Consider the following 18,094-nt stretch of genomic DNA (forward strand, 5'->3'; position numbering starts at 1 on the left):
TATCGATAGTAACGAGGGGTTTATGACTGCAGTTAACCGGGCGCTGATGCTGTTGATACCGTTGTTTGCGTTTGCTGTTGCGGGTGCTATTTACACACCAACCGCAAGTCAGAACACCCTGCCGGGAGAAGGCGAAGGCGAAGTTACGCTGTCTTCTCTGCCACAGCTTCCAAATTGGGCGAATGAGGGTCTTCCGGACTTCTCAACCTATCAGGACACCACTGAAAAGAAAGTCGCGTTCTTCTCTTACCTCTATCCCAGGATAGTGCTTGCCAATTCCCGTATTCTGCTGGAGCGCGAATATCTCACCACGCTTGAAGGCAAGGATGCTCTGACTAAAGATGAACTCGCATGGCTAACAAGCCAGGGGGATCGACTGCGCATTGAGGCCGAGGCCGGAACTGACCAGCAGTTCGACCTGCTTCGGAAACGCCTGGATGTCATTCCTCCGTCTCTGATCCTGGCTCAGGCAGCGAATGAATCCGCCTGGGGGACCTCCCGGTTTGCGACCGAAGGTAACAATCTCTTTGGTCAATGGTGTTTCTCCCGGGGCTGCGGGCTGGTTCCGCAGAGTCGAATCGAGGGTGCCAATCACGAAGTGGCAAAATTCCCGTCACCTTATTACTCCGTACGCTCCTACATTCAGAACCTGAACCGTCATCCCACTTACCAAACAGTTCGCGACATTCGGCTCGCTGATCGCAAAGCCCGGAAACCCCTGTCTGGATGGGAGCTTGCAGAGGGCCTGCTGGGCTATTCCGAACGCGGTGAAGAGTACATAAAAGAGATTCGCGCCATGATCCGTTACAACAACCTGGGGTTCTACGACAAGGAGTTCAGAACCCTGCTGGGTGACCGAACCCCTGCGCAGTTTGAACGGCTGGCATCCGCCATACCGGACACAACCCTCCTGCCCGGTGGAACCGGTGGCCAAGTAAGCCCGTTTGAAGGCTAATCCCTGAACCTGACAGATTCGAGATTCTCCGATGCTTGATTTCTTGCCCGCGCCGCTAAAAGGCATCCTTGCGGTGCTGTTGATACTGACCAACACCCTGTTGTTCCTTCCGCTACTGTTGCTGGTAGCACTGGCCAAACTCATTGTTCCAGTCCTTCCGTTTCGTAAGGCGTGCACTATCGTGCTGAATGCCATTGCCTGGTACTGGATCGGCTTCAACAACACCCTGATGAACCTACTCCACCGGGTGGAATGGGAGGTCCGTGGTGCGGAAGAACTCAGCAAGGAGCACTGGTATTTTGTCACCTGCAACCATCAGAGCTGGGCTGACATTCCCGCTATTCAGTATGTACTGAACAGCAAAATCCCGCTGCTGAAGTTCTTCCTGAAAAAGCAGCTGATCTGGGTGCCTTTATTAGGGGTGGCCTGGTGGGCTCTGGATTTCCCGTTTATGCACAGACATACCAAGGAACAGATCGCCAAACGCCCGGAACTGAAAGGCAAGGACATTGAAGCGACAAAGGCCGCCTGTGAAAAATTCCGGTACACACCAGTGACCATTTTCAATTTTATGGAAGGCACCCGTTTCACCCCGGAAAAACATCAGCGCCAGAATTCACCCTACAAGCATCTGCTGAAACCCAGAGCGGGCGGTACGGCCTTTGTGTTTGGCGCCATGGGCGAGATGATTCATACCATGCTGGATGTCACTATCGTGTATCCCGGTGGTCGACCCGGCATCTGGGACTACCTGTGCGGACGGGTGCACAAGATCGTGATCGATATTCGCACCCGCGAAGTGCCGGAGCGTTTTCTTGGAATGGATTACGAAAACAACCGGGAGGTCAGGGTCGACTTCCAGCGATGGGTAAGTGAGATCTGGGCGGAGAAAGACCAGCGAATTGAAACACTGTTGGCCGAGAACAGCTAACGAATAACCCACGCGGGGCTGCAGTATTACAGCAGCCCCAGCTCCCGGGCCCGGACAATTGCCTGCGTCCGTGATTTTACATCCAGCTTGGCGTTGATCCTTCTGGCATGGGTTTTCACGGTATGCAGCGAAATATGCAATTTGTCGGCGATTTCCTGGTTTGATAGCCCCTGGGCGATCAATTCCAGAACGCCCTGCTCCCGATCACTGATAGGTTCGGCCAGCGGATCTGCCGCCGCTGCCACTGGCTCACAACCAAACAGCTGCCCAAGCGCTGCGGTAAAGTCCCCATTATCCAGATGGCGATAACATTTTTCCATCAGTGGCCCAAGCTCTTTCATAAGCTCTGCAAACGGGCTTATAAAATGCTCCCGGCTCGCCTGGGCAACGACGCTCTCCAGCCTCTTCCGGGCGGCAGGAAGGCCTTTCTCGGCTTCCAGCAGAACAGCATCCAGCAAACCCGCATGCAGCTGCAGCCCCCAGGGCATGCTGCCCTGGTATTTCTCAGAGACAGCATCCAGATGCTCCCGGGCTCTCACCAGGTCGCCATTGGCCATATCAGCCCGCACCTGCAAGCAATCCAGCAGGCCTGGCATCATCGGGAAAAGCTCTGGTACACATCCACCTTTACGGTAAGGTTCCAGTTTGGCGATCGCCTGCGTCGCACTGTCGTGTTGGCCTTGGGCCAGCCAACAGCTGGCTTTTAACGCTTCCAGCACCGGTACGTACAGGCTCTCATCCACCTGCCAGGTATGCATGGTGCGCTCTGCCCGGCCCACCCAGACGAAGGCATCATCCATCCGGCCCTGGGCGCGACACATCAGCACCCTCAACGCCATGGCGAGCAGCAACCCAAGATCGCGGGTCTGTTCGGCATGACGGGCACAGTTGACCAGCAGTCGATCGGCTTCCGTCAGACGCCCCTGATGCCAGAGCACCAGAACCAGATTCAGCTGCAGGCGGGTTTCCCCGATTCGTGCCGGCCGGCTAAGCTCCTGCATGGCCGTATCCAGCCCGGTTCGCAACAGTTGCTCCGCGTGGCGCAGTGCCCCTTTACCCAATTCAATACGGGCGTGGGCGTAAACGGCCAAGGCCTCGGACCCGGAATCGCCAGCTTCACGGGCCAGCTTGGAGGCGATACGGTTGGCATCCCGTGCCTCCTGAAAACACCCGGCCGCACAAAGCGCGCTGGAACGAACAATTTGAGTCACCAGCTGCGCCTGGGTCGACATGCTACCCATCGCCAGTGCCTTGTCAGCCATGGCCAACGCTGGCTGCACAAAACCCTCGCCGCGCAATATAAACGCCTTCAAAGCGTAGATGCGGGCCTCATGCTCTTTCCGGTCCCGGTCATTGAAGCCTTCAAGAAGTTGCTTTGCCTGCTGGAACTGACCACCAATGGCATGTACCCAGCCATAGACAATACGCAACCGGGCGCTTCGCTCCAGCAACTCTGCCGGCAGGTTTTTTCTCAAGCTCAGCAAAGAGGCAGTGTCCTGGCCCAGTAACAAAGCCTCGGTACTCTCTGAGGCAATACGAACAACCTCATTGCTATCTCCCGCCAACACAGCATATTTCAGCGCCTCCGGGAACTGCTGACGTTGCTCGAACCATCGGCTGGCCATCAACATGCGGGTTATGTAGCCCCCCATCACCGGGGTTTGCAGCCAGGCCTGTAGCAATGGATTGAGGCGATACCACCGGCCCCGGCCAGGGACCGGCTTCAGGGGCAGCCCACGTTCAGCAGCCTCTGAAGGTGGCATCCCCGACTCGGACACAGAGGGCTCGATAGCGAAAAACAACTCATCCGAACAGGTGTCCAGCTCGGCAATCGCCCGCATTGATTTCAATTGGGTAGAACCCAACTGGGCCGCAATACAGTCTTTCAGGAAACGCTCTACCGAAGGGGTTTCATGCAGGGCCCTACGCTCCCCGCCCTGTTTCAGCTCTCGCCGATACAGTGCCAGTGGCGTTGGCCAACCTTCAGTGAGCCCGAATAAATGATCAATCGCGACGCTGGTAATCAGGCCGTCGGAACGCGCTTTCGCAAAAAACTCAAAGGTTTCAGACCGTGAAAACTCGAGGATATCGGGCCCCAGCCTGGTGTAGTTGCCATTCAATTCCAGTGTGTGGCTCTCAAATGGCACCGGACGCCGAGAAGCCATAGCAACTGAAAGACCCGAAGGCAAATGGGTGACCAGCTGATGCAATAAGCCACTGACCGCCGGGTTGGTAAGATAATGGACATTGTCGAGGACCAGCACTTCTCTGGCCGCGCGGGCCTGCCGACCTCGATTGACCAGAAGCATGGTCATATGATCTTCAAAGGTACCGCCATTGGGCGGCAGCACCTCTGCCAGCCCTAACGCTATCGCAAGTATTGACAGAAAGCGGGAGGGCGCGTTGTCGCCGGCATTCAGGGAGATCCAGCGAACATTCACATCCGGTGCACTGGCAAGCGCACTGACCAGCGCGTGGGTTTTGCCATAGCCTCCCGGTGCCTCTAACTGAAGCAACCGCCCCGGCTGCAAGGCCTGGCAGATTATTCGATCCAGATTCGGCCTTGCCAGGGTATCACCTGGTACAGAGGGGACCCGCAACCGGTGCTCCATAAGATCCCGCACCAGCTCACCGCTCTGTAGACCACTGTTCGCGGTCTGGAACTCGTCGTTGGCTGCACAGCCTTCTTTAAAGGATTTCACGCACTGCCCCGTTTGAAACCGGCCAGACGAAAGCCTGAACCGGAAAATAAGAGTCTTGCTCTTGCCGAAAACGGCATGGCGCCCTGCATGGGGTACGCCTTTAGTATGAGTCTTCAGGGAGAGGTTAAACTAAAGCAGGTGCCCGCTGCAAAAAATTGACGGGGAAAAAAGAGGTTAGAGGCGAATTTTTAACGCCACGGGAAAATTGGGGGCAAAAAAAAACGAGCCCTTGGGGCTCGTTTTTTCTAACAACTTTACATCGCCGGTATTAACGGGTTCCAGCGCGACGCAGAGCAGCCGGCGTGTAGTCCCGGGACTGACGCTCCACACCAAAGGCGTAGGGCTGATTTTCCTCGTTGGTCAGGCCAAGGGCCAGGTAGCGACCGGAGAGCAAATCGTACAGTACTTCAATGGCGTACCAGGGTACGTTCTGGTCATAGAACTGCATTCCATGTGCTTCTGCTACACGCCAGAGCTCACCACGGCCATCGTAGTGATCGATAACCGCCGCCTGCCAGGAGTCCTCATCAATGTAGAAGTCACGCTGTGCGTAAACGTGGCGCTCACCGTCTTTCAGAGTTGCACGCACGTGCCATACACGGTGCAGCTCGTAACGGGTCAGGTCCTGATTGATGTGGCCGGCCTTGATGATCTCGTCATAGCTCAGGCTGCGATCCACTAGCTTGTAGGAGTTGTACGGAATGTACATTTCCTTCTTGCCCAGCAGCTCCCAGTTGTAGCGGTCTGGCGCCCCGTTGTACATATCGAAGTTATCAGAGGTACGCATGCCGTCGGCTGCAGTACCCGGGCCATCGTAGGCAACCTGCGGAGCACGGCGAACCCGACGCTGACCGGCGTTGTAGATCCACGCCCGGCGCGGCTCTTTCACCTGATCAATCGTTTCATGAACCAGCAGTACGTTACCCGCCAGACGTGCCGGGGCAGTAATGGCCTGCTTGAAGTAGAACAGAACGTTGTCGTCCTCACCCGGCTTGTAATCGCTCAGGTAAGTACGCCATGTCAGCTCGTCCTGGAACTTGACCACTGAGTAGTCGCCACCAGCCGTCGGGGTAACCTGGCCAACGTTCCGCTGCACCGAACCACCACGATAACGGGTGATATGGTTCCAGATAGCTTCCAGGCCGTTCTGGGGAATCGGAAACGGCGTTGCGCTCTCGTAATTACCCAGGCCGTTACCGTTCTGAATCAACTCCACCTTGGTGGCGTTTTCAACGGTCTCGTCCATCACCTCTTTCGGGTACGCCGCCGTACGATGGGTCGGATACACCGGAATCTTGTAATCAGAGTATTGACGAATCATCGCTACCTGGCCCGGTGACAGCTTGTCGGCGTACTGATCAACATTGCTCTGATCGATAACAAACTCAGGCTGCTCATCAGGGAACGGATTCACATAAATACCGTCGCCTTTGTAACCGGCTGGCGGAGTCGTTAACCCGCCGGTCCACGCCGGGATGGCGCCACCGTTACCGGACTTCTCTGCACCCATCGGGGTCAGAGTGTCTCCCAGTTTGGCCGCTTCTTCTGCAGAAACCGCGCCCCAGGCCTGACCGGTAAAGAGACTTGCAGCCAGTACACCTGTGGCCAGTAGTTTCTTGTTCAGTTTCATCTAAGTTACCTCGTTGAACGAATTCGGTCCGGTTCAGAATGAGTAGGAAACGCTCGCACTCACGAAATCACGGTCGGTCAACTCGTTATACGGTTTGCCACCGAAAAAGTTTGTGTAGCCGATGTTGCCTGTGATCTTGTTCTGATAAACCGCCTGAACGGACAGACCAAGCGCCTTGCTTCCTTCATTGAAGGCACCGCCCGGCTGCGGAGAGTAACCTTCTACGTCGTGACTCCAGGCCAGCTGCGGCGACAGGTTAATGCCTGCAAACACGTTCGGGTAGTCCCAAACCAGACGCGTGCGATAACCCCAGGAGAAGTCTGTGGTATAGCCGTCGTTCTCACAGTAGTCCGGGTTCAGATTCAGCTGGGGACAGATATCACCCGCAGGCGTGGGCACCGGACCTACGCCAAAGGTCCCGGAGCGCCCATAACGTGCCTCGTCGTAGCCCGGCAGATCGTGTACCCAGGTCATACCCACTTCATTGATCAGGGACAGACGGCTGGCTCCCATAACCTGATCGAAGAACTTGATCAGCGTGAACTGGAATTGGGAGACATTGTAACGGTCATAGCCAGAAGCCCTCAGACCGTTGATATCGAAGTCCGCTCCAAGTTCTTTTTGCCGCTGTTGTTGCAAGAGGCTAACAGGCGTCGAATTTGGATCATTGGGATTGGTCGGCAGTTGCAGACCAGCATAGATCAGCTCAAAAGCGTTCCACTGAAGGGGCACATCCTCACGGAAGCTGTACTCTGCGCCCAGCGACCAGCCGCCGGGCGTGGTGGTATTGATACTGATACCGTAGAGGTCAATGTTCTCCGGGTACTCCATAAAGTACTCAGGGAACCCACCCGCCTGGGGCCCAGGACCATCGTTCAGCACACCACTTACATACGGCAGGCGGCTGTTGTACTTGATGTAATAGAAGCCCAGTTCTGAATCATTCAGCTCAGGCACATACCAACGAACAGCAACACCGAACTGATCCTTCGAATCCGCCTCTACATCAGCAAGGCGATTAATGGCATAGCCGCCAAGGCCCAATGAGTCGGCCGCATCAAGTATCTGACTCTGAGCCTCGCTCACGTCACCCGCTGGCCAGATAGGGCCACAGCCATCGGCGACAAAATCAATGGTGGAGAAGAAGGTCCCGCAATCGTCCGGCCGGACCGGCTCCCATTTGGCCTGAACGAAGGCTTCAATGGAGACGTTTTCAGTCACACCGGCAGACATGTAGAACATCTCAACCGGCAGCAACGCATCCTTCAATTCGGAGCCTGGAGCACGGAACGCCTGAACGTCTACCGGGTTGATGGTGTTGATACCACCCTGGATAAAAGTACTCTCACCCCAGCTCACTACCTGCTTACCATAGCGCAGGCTCACAGGGATGTTGCCGAAGTACCAGTCAGAAAACACGTAGGCATCGAGGATTTCGCCGCCTGAGGCATTATCCTTTGCTTTCTCGTTGAGCTCTACGTAACGGCGATTCTCGTCTTTGAGTTCGAAGTCATACCAATAGCGGCCACGAACAAAACCACCTACGCGGGTCAGATACTGACTGTCGACTGCATAATCCAGGAACAGCTCACTGTTACCCTTGACGATCTTGGAGATGGTATCGCCTTTGTCGAAATTGCGGTTACCGTCGTCATAGTTGTTGGTGGAAGCAGTACCCCGCCCATCATGCGGAGCCAGAAGACGCTTGTCAGCTTCTTCTACTCGCCAGGAAGCACCGGCAGATAACGTGGTATTGAACTGAGCCTCAACATCCCCCATATAGAACGAGTATGCTGCTGCCTGGCCGGACACACCGGCGGCTATGGCTACGGCAAGTGGTAACTTGGTCCAACGCTGCCACGGTTGAGTTTTTCTTGTCATTGGAAGGCTACTCCGTTGTTGTTCTGAGTCGCTGCTCGATTGTTCTGGTGTTAGGTGTCCTGACGGCTGTACACACAGTACCGTGATGATTGCACTATAGCTAAGCCTTTCGGGGGCTTTGATCAGTCAAAAGTATGATTTTGCTGTCACTCTCTGTTCAGCCGGGGCTCGCACTCCCTCACTATAGACAAGATTCAGGAGTGCAACCACCTGTCGTCTTACAGCATTTCGATTGCCATTGCAGTGGCTTCACCACCGCCGATGCAGAGCGCGGCGACACCCTTGTTTTTGCCATAGCGCTTGAGGGCATGCATCAGGGTAACCAGAAGACGGGAACCGGTAGACCCAACCGGATGCCCCTGGGCACAGGCGCCACCGTGAATATTGACTTTGTCCGGATCCAGGCCCAGCTCTTTGATAGGCATCATGGCCACCATGGCGAAGGCTTCGTTGATCTCGTAAAGGTCAACATCGTCCTTGGTCCAGCCGGTTTTCTGGAAAAGTGTCTGGATCGCGCCCACTGGCGCACAGGTGAACTCGCTGGGATGCTGGGACTGAGTGCTATGGGCAACGATCCGCGCCAGGGGCTTGAGGCCACGTTTTTCGGCTTCGGATTCACGCATCAGCACCAGTGCTGAGGAGCCGTCAGAAATGGAAGACGCGTTTGCCGCAGTCACGGTACCGTCTTTGGCAAACGCCGGGCGCAGTGTCGGAATCTTCTCAATGTTGGCGTTGTGGGGCTGCTCATCATCCTCTACCACCACCTCGCCCTTACGGGTCTTGACGGTAACGGGGATGATCTCCTCTTTGAGCAGGCCTTCTTCAATCGCTTTCTTGGCACGATTCAGGGAGGAAATCGCGTAGTTGTCCATTTCTTCCCGGGTATAGCCTTTCTTGTCCGCCATTTCCTGGGCGAAAGATCCCATCAAACGGCCAGTCTCGGCGTCTTCGAGGCCATCCAGGAACATATGGTCCTGGGGCGCCTGCCCAGGCCCCATGCGGTAGCCCTGGCGGGCGCCCAGCAAAATGTGAGGCGCGTTGGACATACTCTCCATACCACCGGCTACCATAATGTCGTTTGAGCCGGCTTTGATCAGGTCATGGGCAAACATGGTGGCTTTCATGCCGGAGCCACAAAGTTTGTTAATGGTGGTGGCGCCAGTACTGTCTGGCAGTCCCGCCTTGCGCATGGCCTGGCGAGCGGGCCCCTGTTTCAGGCCAGCCGGCAGCACGTTACCCATAATGACTTCCTGAATATCGGCAGACTGCAAGCCGGCGCGCTTCACCGCCTCAGCGATGGCAATTGCGCCCAGTTCCGGCGCGGAAACCGGGGCAAGACTACCCATAAAACCACCCATGGGGGTGCGAACACCGCTCACGATGACAACGTTGTCCTGACTCATGCTGTGACCTCTCTGTTGGTTCTTTATGATTCTGGTTATGGTTTGTGGGGCGCTTCGAGATACTCCTGGGATTGCATTTCCAGCAATCGGGATTCCGTGCGCTCGAATTCAAAGCTCAGACGCCCGCCCGAATAGAGCTCGGTGATGGGCGCCGCAGCGGAGATAATGACCTTGACGTTGCGGTCGTAGAACTCATCGATCATGTTGATAAAACGGCGCGCCTGGTCGTCCTTGTCGCCACCAAGCACCGGTACATTGCTGACGATAATGGCGTGGAACTGGCGCGCCATTTCGATGTAATCGTTCTGACTCCGGGGGCCGTCACACACGTCTTTGAAGTCAAACCAGACCACATCGTCTGCGTGGGCCTGGGCCGGAATCTTGCGACCGTTGATTTCCATGGTTTTACTGTGCTTCGCCGCTTCGACGGCCAGGGCGTCGAAACTGTTCCGCAAGCTGATATCCGCCTCATCATCCAGCGGACAGTGATAAAGCTCTGCCTGCTCCAGGGTACGCAGGCGATAGTCCACGCCGCCATCCACATTCACCACATCGGTGTACTTCTTTACCAGCTCAATGGCAGGCAGGAACCGCGCGCGCTGGAGACCATCTTTATAGAGGCCATCGGGGACGATATTGGACGTACACACCAAGGTAACACCACGACCAAAAAGCCCATCCATCAGCGTGGCAAGGATCATGGCATCGCCAATATCGGAAACAAAGAACTCGTCGAAACAGATGACACGGGTCTCGTCCGCAAACTTTTTAGCCACCATCTCAAGGGGGTTTTTCTCCCCTTTCAAAGCTTTCAATTCGTTGTGAACGCGCTGCATAAAACGGTGGAAGTGCACCCGCATCTTGCGCTCAAACGGCAGCGACTCAAAAAAGGTGTCCATCAGATAGGTTTTACCCCGGCCAACGCCGCCCCAGAAATACAGGCCTTTAACCGGCTCTTCCCGGCCCTTCTTGAGTTTGCGGCGCAGTTTGGCCAGCCCTTTGTTGCGCTCGTTTTCAGCAGCCACCAATTTATCGTAAAGTGCCTGCAAGCGTTGAACTGCATCTACCTGGGCGGGGTCCTTGTGAAAATCCGGGCGTTCAAGATCCTTTTGGTAACGCTCCCAAGGGGTCAGGTTCGCAACGGTATCGGAGGACGTAGCTGCAGTCATCAGGCTTCCTGAATAGTTGAGTCGAGTGAGAAATCGGCGCGGTATTGTCGCCTATTTCGCGTTTTTTCGCCACGCCGGGCGGCTCTCGAGGCAATACGACGATTGGCTCAGTGTTTCAGCATGGGCTCAATCGGTTTGGGGCGTTATACTCCGTTTACGGGGATTGGCTCACTTCCAGGCAATATAAGGACGATTTTCATATGACAAACCTGATTCTGGCGGCAGTTGCCGCGTTGGTAGTTGGCATTGTCATCGGGATTCTGGTTGGCCGTTCCGGCCAGGGAGCAACGTTACGGCAGCGCCGGGCGGAGCAGCAGATTGAAGAGCTCCGCAGCGAGTTTACGCGCTATCAGGCCCAGGTGAACGAACACTTTATGGAATCCGCGCACTTGTTGCGCCGGTTCAACGACGCCTACCGGGATGTGAACCAGCATATGGCTCGTGGCGCCAACCGTCTGTGCAATGACGAAGACTGGATGGAAGAGCTGGATCAGGAATCCAAGGGCAGACTGGAGCATGGCAGTGATGGCGAGCCTTCAGAACCTCCCAGGGATTATGCACCCAAGGCCGACCCTGAGGCCAAAGGCACGCTTGCCGAGGACTACGGCCTGGACAAGGGCGAGAAGCGCCCGGCTTGATTCTCCACCAGAGTGGTACCAGGCGCAGTCAGGGGAGAGCTTCCCAAAACACGCTGTGAATACTTCCCTGTACGCTCTGTTCCGCCATCCATGGCTCCACAAGGTTTTGGGAAGCTCTCCCCTGACTACGCCCATACGTTAGGTGCAACCCAATAGCTGCGCTTAAACCGGGTTATCGCAGTCGACAAAACGGTGTGTAACACCAAACGCCTCAGCAATCGCCGCCCCTAACGCCTGCACTCCATAACGCTCTGTCGCGTGATGGCCCGCCGCAAAGTAATGAATGCCGCATTCCCGGGCGGTATGAGTTGTCGGCTCCGAGATTTCACCACTGATGTAGGCGTCTACGCCCGCCTCCAAAGCAACGTTGATGAAGCCCTGAGCGGCACCCGTGCACCAGGCGACGGTTTTGATTTTGTCTGCCCCGGCACCAACGTGCAACGGCTGCCTGTGCAGAGCCCGGGCCATCTGCAACTCAAACTTTTCCACTGATAAGGGCTCCGGCAACTCACCCTGCCAAACCAGGCCACCGAGCGGCCTCGGATTCTGGATTCCGAGCACGTCGGCCAGTTGTCGGTTGTTACCGTACTCCGGATGATCGTCCAGTGGCAGATGGTAGGCAACGAGGTTGATGTCGTTATCCAGCAGCTGCTTGATCCGTTTTTTCTTCATGCCACGGATGGCCTGATCTTCGCCTTTCCAGAAATAGCCGTGGTGGACAAGGATCATGTCTGCGTTTTGTGCGACTGCGGCGTCAATCAGTGCCTGGCTGGCCGTTACACCGGTAACAAGGGTCATAACCTGCTCGTTACCTTCAACCTGGAGGCCATTCGGGCAGTAATCCTGGAAGGTATCCGGCTGAAGCCATTGATTTATCTTGGCTATAATCTCGTTTCTGCTCGCCATTAAACACCTCGAACACATTTCGGTTTCTGGACGCATGGCAGCTGGCGTGCACAACGTTTGAAAGCAAGGGTCAGCAGGGGTTTCCGGAAATGTCGGAGGCCATGGATGGCCGGAGAGAAGCGCACATGGATGTGCTTGTAGCGGTTTCCGGAAACCCCTGCTGACCCTTGCGGCACCTCGAAGCTGAAACGCCAGCGTAACTCAGCGCGCCGATTCCTCGTTCTACTTCGACATTCGACTACAGCGCATCCAGGCCTTTTATCAGTGCATTGTTCTGGTCACTGGTACCAATCGTGATTCGCAGAAAATCACTTATTCGTGGCTTGTTGAAATGCCGGACAATAATGCCCTGCTCCCGAAGCTTCGCCGCAATCTCAGCCCCTTCATGGCCGGGATGGCGGGCAAAAACAAAGTTTGCCTTGGATGGCAGCACCTCAAAACCCAGAGTTTCCAACTCCCTGGTCACCCGCTCGCGCTCGCGGATCACGCCACTGCAGGAATCCTCGAACCACTGCTTGTCCTCAAACGCAGCCACGGCACCAGCCAGAGCCAGACGGTCCAGCGGATAGGAATTGAAGCTGTCTTTGACACGATTGAGAGCCTCGATCAGATCTTCATTACCAACCGCAAAGCCAACTCTCAGGCCAGCCAGTGAACGGGCCTTGGAGAGGGTCTGGCACACCAACAGGTTCGGGTACTGGTTCACCAGACGAATCGCCGTCTCGCCACCGAAATCCACATAGGCTTCATCAACCACCACCACGCTATCCGGGTTGGCCTGCAGGATATCCTCTACGTGCCCAAGTCCGAGGTAGCGTCCCGTCGGCGCATTCGGGTTCGGGAAGATAATGCCGCCGTTGTCACGCTTGTAGTCGTTCGGATCGATCTCGAAGCTGTCGGTCAACGGAATAACCGCACTCTCGATCTGGAACAAGCCGCAATACACCGGGTAAAAGCTATAGCTGATGTCCGGAAACAGGATCGGCTTGTCGTGTTTCAGAAGCCCCTGAAAGATATGCGCCAGCACTTCATCGGAGCCGTTGCCAACAAACACCTGTTTGGGATTGATTCCAAAATCCACGTGGTATTCGGCAATGGCATCTTTCAGGGCCTGGCCTTCCGGGTCCGGATACAGACGCAGGCTGTCATTCAGTTCTCTCTGAATGGCTTCGATCACTTTTGGCGATGGGCCGAACGGGTTTTCATTGGTGTTCAGCTTAACCAGATTGGCCATTTTCGGCTGTTCACCCGGCACATAAGGCTTGAGTTCACTGACCAGGTCGCTCCAGTACTTACTCATTGATCCGGTACTCCGCTGAACGTGCGTGTGCAGTCAGACCTTCGCCACGAGCCAGAACCGATGCCACCCGCCCCATACGGTCGGCACCCTGAGCAGTAAAGCCAATAAGGGAAGAGCGCTTCTGGAAATCGTACACACCCAGAGGTGAACTGAACCGTGCTGTGCCGCTGGTTGGCAAAACGTGATTCGGGCCTGCGCAATAATCACCCAGGGCTTCGGCCGTGTGCCTGCCCATGAAAATCGCACCGGCGTGGCGGATGTCATCGAGCATGGCCTGCGGGTCTTCCACTGAGAGCTCCAGGTGCTCCGGTGCAATTCGATTACTCACTTCAGCGGCTTCTTTCAAATCTGCCACCTGAATCAGTGCACCCCGTCCCAGCATGGAGGTGCGGATAATTTCTTCTCGTTCCATGGTCGGCAACAGCTTATTGATACTGGCTTCCACCGCATCCAGGAAGTCTGCGTCCGGGCTGACCAGAATGCTCTGGGCCTGCTCGTCGTGTTCGGCCTGGGAAAACAGGTCCATGGCGATCCAGTCCGGGTCGGTCTTGCCGTCACAGATCACCAGTATCTCCGAAGGGCCGGCAATCATGTCGATACCGACAACTCCGAAGACTTCGCGCTTGGCGGTGGCCACGAAGATGTTACCGGGGCCGACGATCTTGTCGACAGAGGGCACCGTGTCCGTGCCATAGGCCAGCGCGGCCACGGCCTGGGCGCCACCGATAGTAAACACGCGGTCTACCCCGGCAATGGCGGCCGCTGCCAGCACCATGTCATTCACCACACCATCCGGGGTCGGCACCACCATGATAACTTCAGACACACCAGCGACTTTGGCCGGAATCGCATTCATCAGTACCGACGAAGGATAGGCCGCCTTGCCACCCGGCACGTACAGACCGGCGCGATCCAGCGGCGTTACCTTCTGGCCCAGCACGGTTCCGTCTTCGTCCTGGTATTGCCAGGATTGCTGATTCTGGCGTTCGTGGTAGTCACGGATGCGTCCCGCCGCTTTTTCCAGACCCTCACGCTGATCCTGGGGAATTCGGTCCAAAGCTGCCTGCAAACGGCTTTTATCCATTTCCAGCTCAGCCATGGAGCCAACGTCCAGGCGATCAAACTTGGCCGTAAACTCCAGCACCGCCGCATCGCCCCGGGTCTTCACCTCGTGCAGGATATGCCGAACCGACTCATTCACCTGATGATCCACACTGTCGTCCCAGGCCAGCAGCTGGGCCAGCGCACTGTCAAAGTCGCTCTGGGTGGTGTTCAGTCTGGTGATTCTGTCGGTCATTTTTCAGATCCTGTCTTGGAGTAACACTACGAATCGCGGCGTCGTTCAACGGCCGCGGACATCTTCTCGATTATGGGGTTTATCTGGCTGTGTTTCATCTTCATGGAGGCCCGGTTAACCACCAGTCGGCTACTGATGTGGTCAATCAGTTCTCTTGGCTCCAGCCCGTTGGCCTTGAGGGTATTGCCGGTATCCACGATATCAACAATCTCATCGGCCAGATTCAGGATCGGTGCCAGTTCCATGGCCCCGTAGAGCTTGATGATATCGGCCTGCCGGCCCTGAGCCGCATAGTAGCGCCGGGCCAGGTTGACGAATTTGGTGGCAACACGAATCCTGCCTGCCGGTGGCTGCTCGCCTTTTTTGCCTGCGGTCATCAACCGGCAACGGGAGATGTTCAGATCAAGCGGTTCGTAGAGGCCGTCGCCACCGTGCTCCATCAGAACATCCTTACCAGTAACGCCCAGATCCGCGCCACCATATTGAACATAGGTGGGCACATCGGTCGCCCGGATGATCAGAATCCGCACGTTCGGGTCGGTGGTGGGAAACACCAGTTTGCGGGACTTTTTCACGTCGTCGACAAGCTCAATGCCCGCTTCCGCCAGCAGCGGCAAGGTTTCTTCCAGAATGCGACCCTTCGACAAGGCGATGGTGATGGAATCTGTCATGTATCCTTCCGGGTTCCCGTTGGTCAAATTCAGGCTGGCAGACGGCGGATGCTGGCACCCAACAGCTGCAATTTCTCTTCAATGCACTCGTAACCGCGGTCAATGTGGTAAATGCGGTCGACAATGGTATCGCCGTCTGCCATCAGACCGGCGATCACGAGACTGGCTGAGGCCCGCAGATCGGTTGCCATCACCGGAGCACCGGTCAGGTGTTCAACGCCCTTGATGATGGCCGCATTACCTTCAAGGGTAATGTCTGCACCCATCCGGATCAGTTCCTGCAAATGCATGAAGCGGTTTTCAAATACGGTTTCGACGATGGTTCCGGAACCCTCGGCGACCGCATTCATGGCCGCAAACTGAGCCTGCATATCCGTTGGGAACGCCGGATACGGCGCGGTCCGCAGGCTGACAGCCTTGGGCCGCTTGCCTTTCATGTCCAGCTCAATCCAGTCCGGGCCGGTCGTGATGTGCGCCCCCGCCTCTTCCAGCTTGAGCAGCACCGCTTCCAGGATATCTTCCCGAGTATCTTTTACTTTCACCCGGCCACCGGTCGCAGCCGCCGCCACCAGGTAGGTTCCGGTCTCGATCCGGTCCGGCAACACGTTGTAGTGGCATCCGTGCAGGCGCTCCACACCATTGATTTCAATGGTCGCGGTACCGTGGCCTTTGATATCGGCACCCATGGCGATCAGGCACTCGGCCAGATCCACCACTTCCGGCTCACGGGCCGCGTTTTCGAGGATGGTTTTACCCTCGGCGAGCGCAGCTGCCATCATCAGGTTTTCGGTACCCGTTACGGTGACCGTATCCAGGAAAATGTGGGCGCCCTTCAGCCGGCCGTTGGTCTTGGCCTTGATGTAGCCATTCTCCACCTTTATGTCGGCACCCATCATTTCCAGACCGTGGATGTGCAGGTTAACCGGTCGGGTACCGATGGCACAGCCACCCGGCAGGGAGACTTCGGCTTCGCCAAAATGTGCCACCAGCGGGCCAAGCACCAGTATGGAGGCGCGCATGGTCTTTACCAGCTCGTACGGTGCATGGAAGTGCTTGATGGTGTTGGCGTGCACTTCAACACTCATCTTTTCGTCAATGAGCAGCTCCACCCCCATACGACCGAGCAGCTCGATCATGGTGGTAATATCGTTCAGGTGCGGCAGGTTGCCGACGGTAACCGGCTCATCCGCCAGCAGTGTCGCCGCCAGAATGGGCAGGGCCGCGTTCTTGGCACCGGAAATGCGAATTTCGCCATCCAGGGGCTTTCGACCCCTGATCAATAGTTTGTCCACGGTAATTATCCTGTTCGGTTCAGGCGCCGGCCTGCTGATCGGCCCACTCGCTCGGGGTAAAGGCTTTCGGGTGAAGGGCGTGAATGGTGCCGTCCATGACATGCTGGAATAGCACCTTGTTGATCATTTGCTGCCGTTTGATGGTGGGCAGTCCCTCAAATACGTCACCCACCACCACAACAAGATAGTGGTTGCCATCAACCTGTACCTGAACCTCGCAACCGGGCAGGGCTTCTTTGACAAGTTCGGTAACCTGGGCGGCGTCCATAAGGATTCCTCGACTAAGTTGAAATCAGGGGCGGAATTGTAACCAATTCCCGGGCGCCGGTCAGCTGTGCTCGGCAAATCCGGGAATCTGATCCTGAAGATTACTGAGTGCGGCCAGAGAACGAAGTCGCTCACTGGCGCCTGTGAAGGAGAGATGGCAATGTCGGCTTAGCGCCAGACGCTGCCAACACAAAAGCATCGAAAGCACCACACTGTGCGCGGTGCCAAGCCCGGACAGATCAACCTCAAGCGTCCCATCGGCCTGCTTTATTTCCTGTTCGCCCTGCTTGCGCAGCGCCAGGACCGTGTCGGCATCGACATCGCCGGTTACGCAAAGAGTTTTGCCGTTCCGGACGATGCCCGGCAACCGATCACTCATGAACGATCCACCTGCTCGTCCAGATTCAGGGCCTCAACTGCGTCACCCCAGCCGTCAATGACCGCCTGAACCTGGCCACGATTCTCTTCCATTTCCTGGGCAAAGCGATCCCGGAAGGCAAGGCCGATGTTGACGCCCTCTACGATGACGTTTTCCATCATCCAGCGGTCGTCACCTGTCCGGTACATCGAGTAAGTGACCGGATAACGGTTGCCGGAGGCACTGATCAACTCCATTTCTACCGAAGCGCGATCCTCATTCTGAGGAAGGATGGTGGCTTCCTTGACGATGATCTCGAAATCTTCCGCAGAAACCAGGGCCTGGGCGTAACTGTCAAACAGGCTGCGCTTGAACTTCTCGACAAAAGCATCCCGCTGCTCTGGCGTGGTCTGGCGGGCATATCGCCCCATCACCCGGGCAGCAATCCGGCGAAAATCGACAAACTCCTGAAGGGTTTCATCCATGCTGGCATAAAACGCCTCGGGATCCTTTTCGTACAACCCTTTCTCGGCATTGAGCTTCTGCACCAGCTTCTGGGTATTCTCGTCCACGTAACGCTTCAGATCCTCCTCCGGGCCGGCCCAGACCTGGCCCACCATCAGGGCGACCATGGCAATCATCAACGTCAAACGGTGTTTAAGGACACTCATTAGTTTCTCCTGTGCATGGCTCT

Annotated in this window: 16 protein-coding genes; 3 read left to right on the top strand and 13 right to left on the bottom strand. The window is 56.3% G+C overall.

The features are described from left to right. The first annotated feature begins 22 nt into the window (after positions 1 to 22). Positions 23 to 955: a glucosaminidase domain-containing protein gene (locus ACF8YQ_RS12085; protein WP_396621543.1), complete on the top strand. Its 933-nt coding sequence runs from the start codon at positions 23 to 25 to the stop codon at positions 953 to 955. 31 nt (positions 956 to 986) lie between these two features. Then, positions 987 to 1,886 (top strand): acyltransferase, encoded by a 900-nt coding sequence (locus ACF8YQ_RS12090; protein ID WP_153741134.1) that lies wholly within the window; start codon positions 987 to 989, stop codon positions 1,884 to 1,886. A 26-nt stretch (positions 1,887 to 1,912) separates the two neighbouring features. On the opposite strand, the gene ACF8YQ_RS12095 is transcribed toward ACF8YQ_RS12090, so the two are convergent. The 5 genes from ACF8YQ_RS12095 to zapE form a co-directional block, all read right to left on the bottom strand. Continuing rightward, a complete protein-coding gene (locus ACF8YQ_RS12095; protein WP_396621544.1) occupies positions 1,913 to 4,588 on the bottom strand; it encodes a LuxR C-terminal-related transcriptional regulator in 2,676 nt (891 codons plus the stop codon). A gap of 268 nt (positions 4,589 to 4,856) precedes the next feature. Then, entirely contained in the window at positions 4,857 to 6,218 is a 1,362-nt protein-coding gene (locus tag ACF8YQ_RS12100; protein WP_224850078.1) for a DUF1329 domain-containing protein, read from the bottom strand. 33 nt (positions 6,219 to 6,251) lie between these two features. Next, positions 6,252 to 8,099 (bottom strand): DUF1302 domain-containing protein, encoded by a 1,848-nt coding sequence (locus ACF8YQ_RS12105; RefSeq protein WP_396621545.1) that lies wholly within the window; start codon positions 8,097 to 8,099, stop codon positions 6,252 to 6,254. Positions 8,100 to 8,317: 218 nt separating this feature from the next. Next, positions 8,318 to 9,502, bottom strand: a complete 1,185-nt coding sequence (locus tag ACF8YQ_RS12110) for a thiolase family protein (RefSeq protein WP_396621546.1) — start codon at positions 9,500 to 9,502, stop codon at positions 8,318 to 8,320. A 35-nt stretch (positions 9,503 to 9,537) separates the two neighbouring features. Then, the gene (gene zapE / locus ACF8YQ_RS12115; RefSeq protein WP_031210185.1) at positions 9,538 to 10,635 is read right to left on the bottom strand and encodes a cell division protein ZapE; all 1,098 of its coding nucleotides are present in this window, start codon (positions 10,633 to 10,635) and stop codon (positions 9,538 to 9,540) included. A gap of 236 nt (positions 10,636 to 10,871) precedes the next feature. Here zapE and ACF8YQ_RS12120 point away from each other — a divergent pair, with 236 nt between their 5' ends. Next, positions 10,872 to 11,309 carry a YhcB family protein gene (locus tag ACF8YQ_RS12120; RefSeq protein ID WP_023011323.1) on the top strand — a complete coding sequence of 146 codons (438 nt, stop codon included), beginning with the start codon at positions 10,872 to 10,874 and terminating at the stop codon, positions 11,307 to 11,309. A 162-nt stretch (positions 11,310 to 11,471) separates the two neighbouring features. Here ACF8YQ_RS12120 and ACF8YQ_RS12125 read toward each other — a convergent pair whose 3' ends face one another. The 8 genes from ACF8YQ_RS12125 to ACF8YQ_RS12160 all read right to left on the bottom strand — a co-directional run bounded on the left by ACF8YQ_RS12125 (position 11,472) and on the right by ACF8YQ_RS12160 (position 18,071). Continuing rightward, positions 11,472 to 12,215 carry a Nif3-like dinuclear metal center hexameric protein gene (locus ACF8YQ_RS12125; protein WP_396621547.1) on the bottom strand — a complete coding sequence of 248 codons (744 nt, stop codon included), beginning with the start codon at positions 12,213 to 12,215 and terminating at the stop codon, positions 11,472 to 11,474. 238 nt (positions 12,216 to 12,453) lie between these two features. Continuing rightward, on the bottom strand, positions 12,454 to 13,515 hold the full coding sequence (hisC, locus tag ACF8YQ_RS12130; RefSeq protein ID WP_141067218.1) for a histidinol-phosphate transaminase: 1,062 nt from the start codon (positions 13,513 to 13,515) through the stop codon (positions 12,454 to 12,456). Beyond that, on the bottom strand, positions 13,508 to 14,812 hold the full coding sequence (hisD, locus tag ACF8YQ_RS12135) for a histidinol dehydrogenase (RefSeq protein WP_153741140.1): 1,305 nt from the start codon (positions 14,810 to 14,812) through the stop codon (positions 13,508 to 13,510). Before hisD ends, hisC begins: the two co-directional genes overlap by 8 nt. Positions 14,813 to 14,838: 26 nt before the next feature. Continuing rightward, complete coding sequence (gene hisG, locus ACF8YQ_RS12140; protein ID WP_224850049.1) at positions 14,839 to 15,483, bottom strand: ATP phosphoribosyltransferase; 645 nt, start codon at positions 15,481 to 15,483, stop codon at positions 14,839 to 14,841. A 29-nt stretch (positions 15,484 to 15,512) separates the two neighbouring features. Beyond that, entirely contained in the window at positions 15,513 to 16,775 is a 1,263-nt protein-coding gene (murA, locus tag ACF8YQ_RS12145) for a UDP-N-acetylglucosamine 1-carboxyvinyltransferase (protein ID WP_011786148.1), read from the bottom strand. 19 nt (positions 16,776 to 16,794) lie between these two features. Further along, the gene (locus tag ACF8YQ_RS12150; RefSeq protein WP_014422100.1) at positions 16,795 to 17,043 is read right to left on the bottom strand and encodes a BolA family protein; all 249 of its coding nucleotides are present in this window, start codon (positions 17,041 to 17,043) and stop codon (positions 16,795 to 16,797) included. Positions 17,044 to 17,103: 60 nt separating this feature from the next. Continuing rightward, a complete protein-coding gene (locus ACF8YQ_RS12155) occupies positions 17,104 to 17,421 on the bottom strand; it encodes a lipid asymmetry maintenance protein MlaB (protein WP_224850048.1) in 318 nt (105 codons plus the stop codon). Then, positions 17,418 to 18,071, bottom strand: coding sequence for a phospholipid-binding protein MlaC (locus tag ACF8YQ_RS12160; protein WP_014422102.1), 654 nt, complete (start codon positions 18,069 to 18,071; stop codon positions 17,418 to 17,420). Before ACF8YQ_RS12160 ends, ACF8YQ_RS12155 begins: the two co-directional genes overlap by 4 nt. Positions 18,072 to 18,094: the final 23 nt, after the last annotated feature.

It is taken from the genome of Marinobacter sp. W-8 (genome assembly GCF_044342215.1).
Classification (GTDB): domain Bacteria; phylum Pseudomonadota; class Gammaproteobacteria; order Pseudomonadales; family Oleiphilaceae; genus Marinobacter; species Marinobacter nauticus.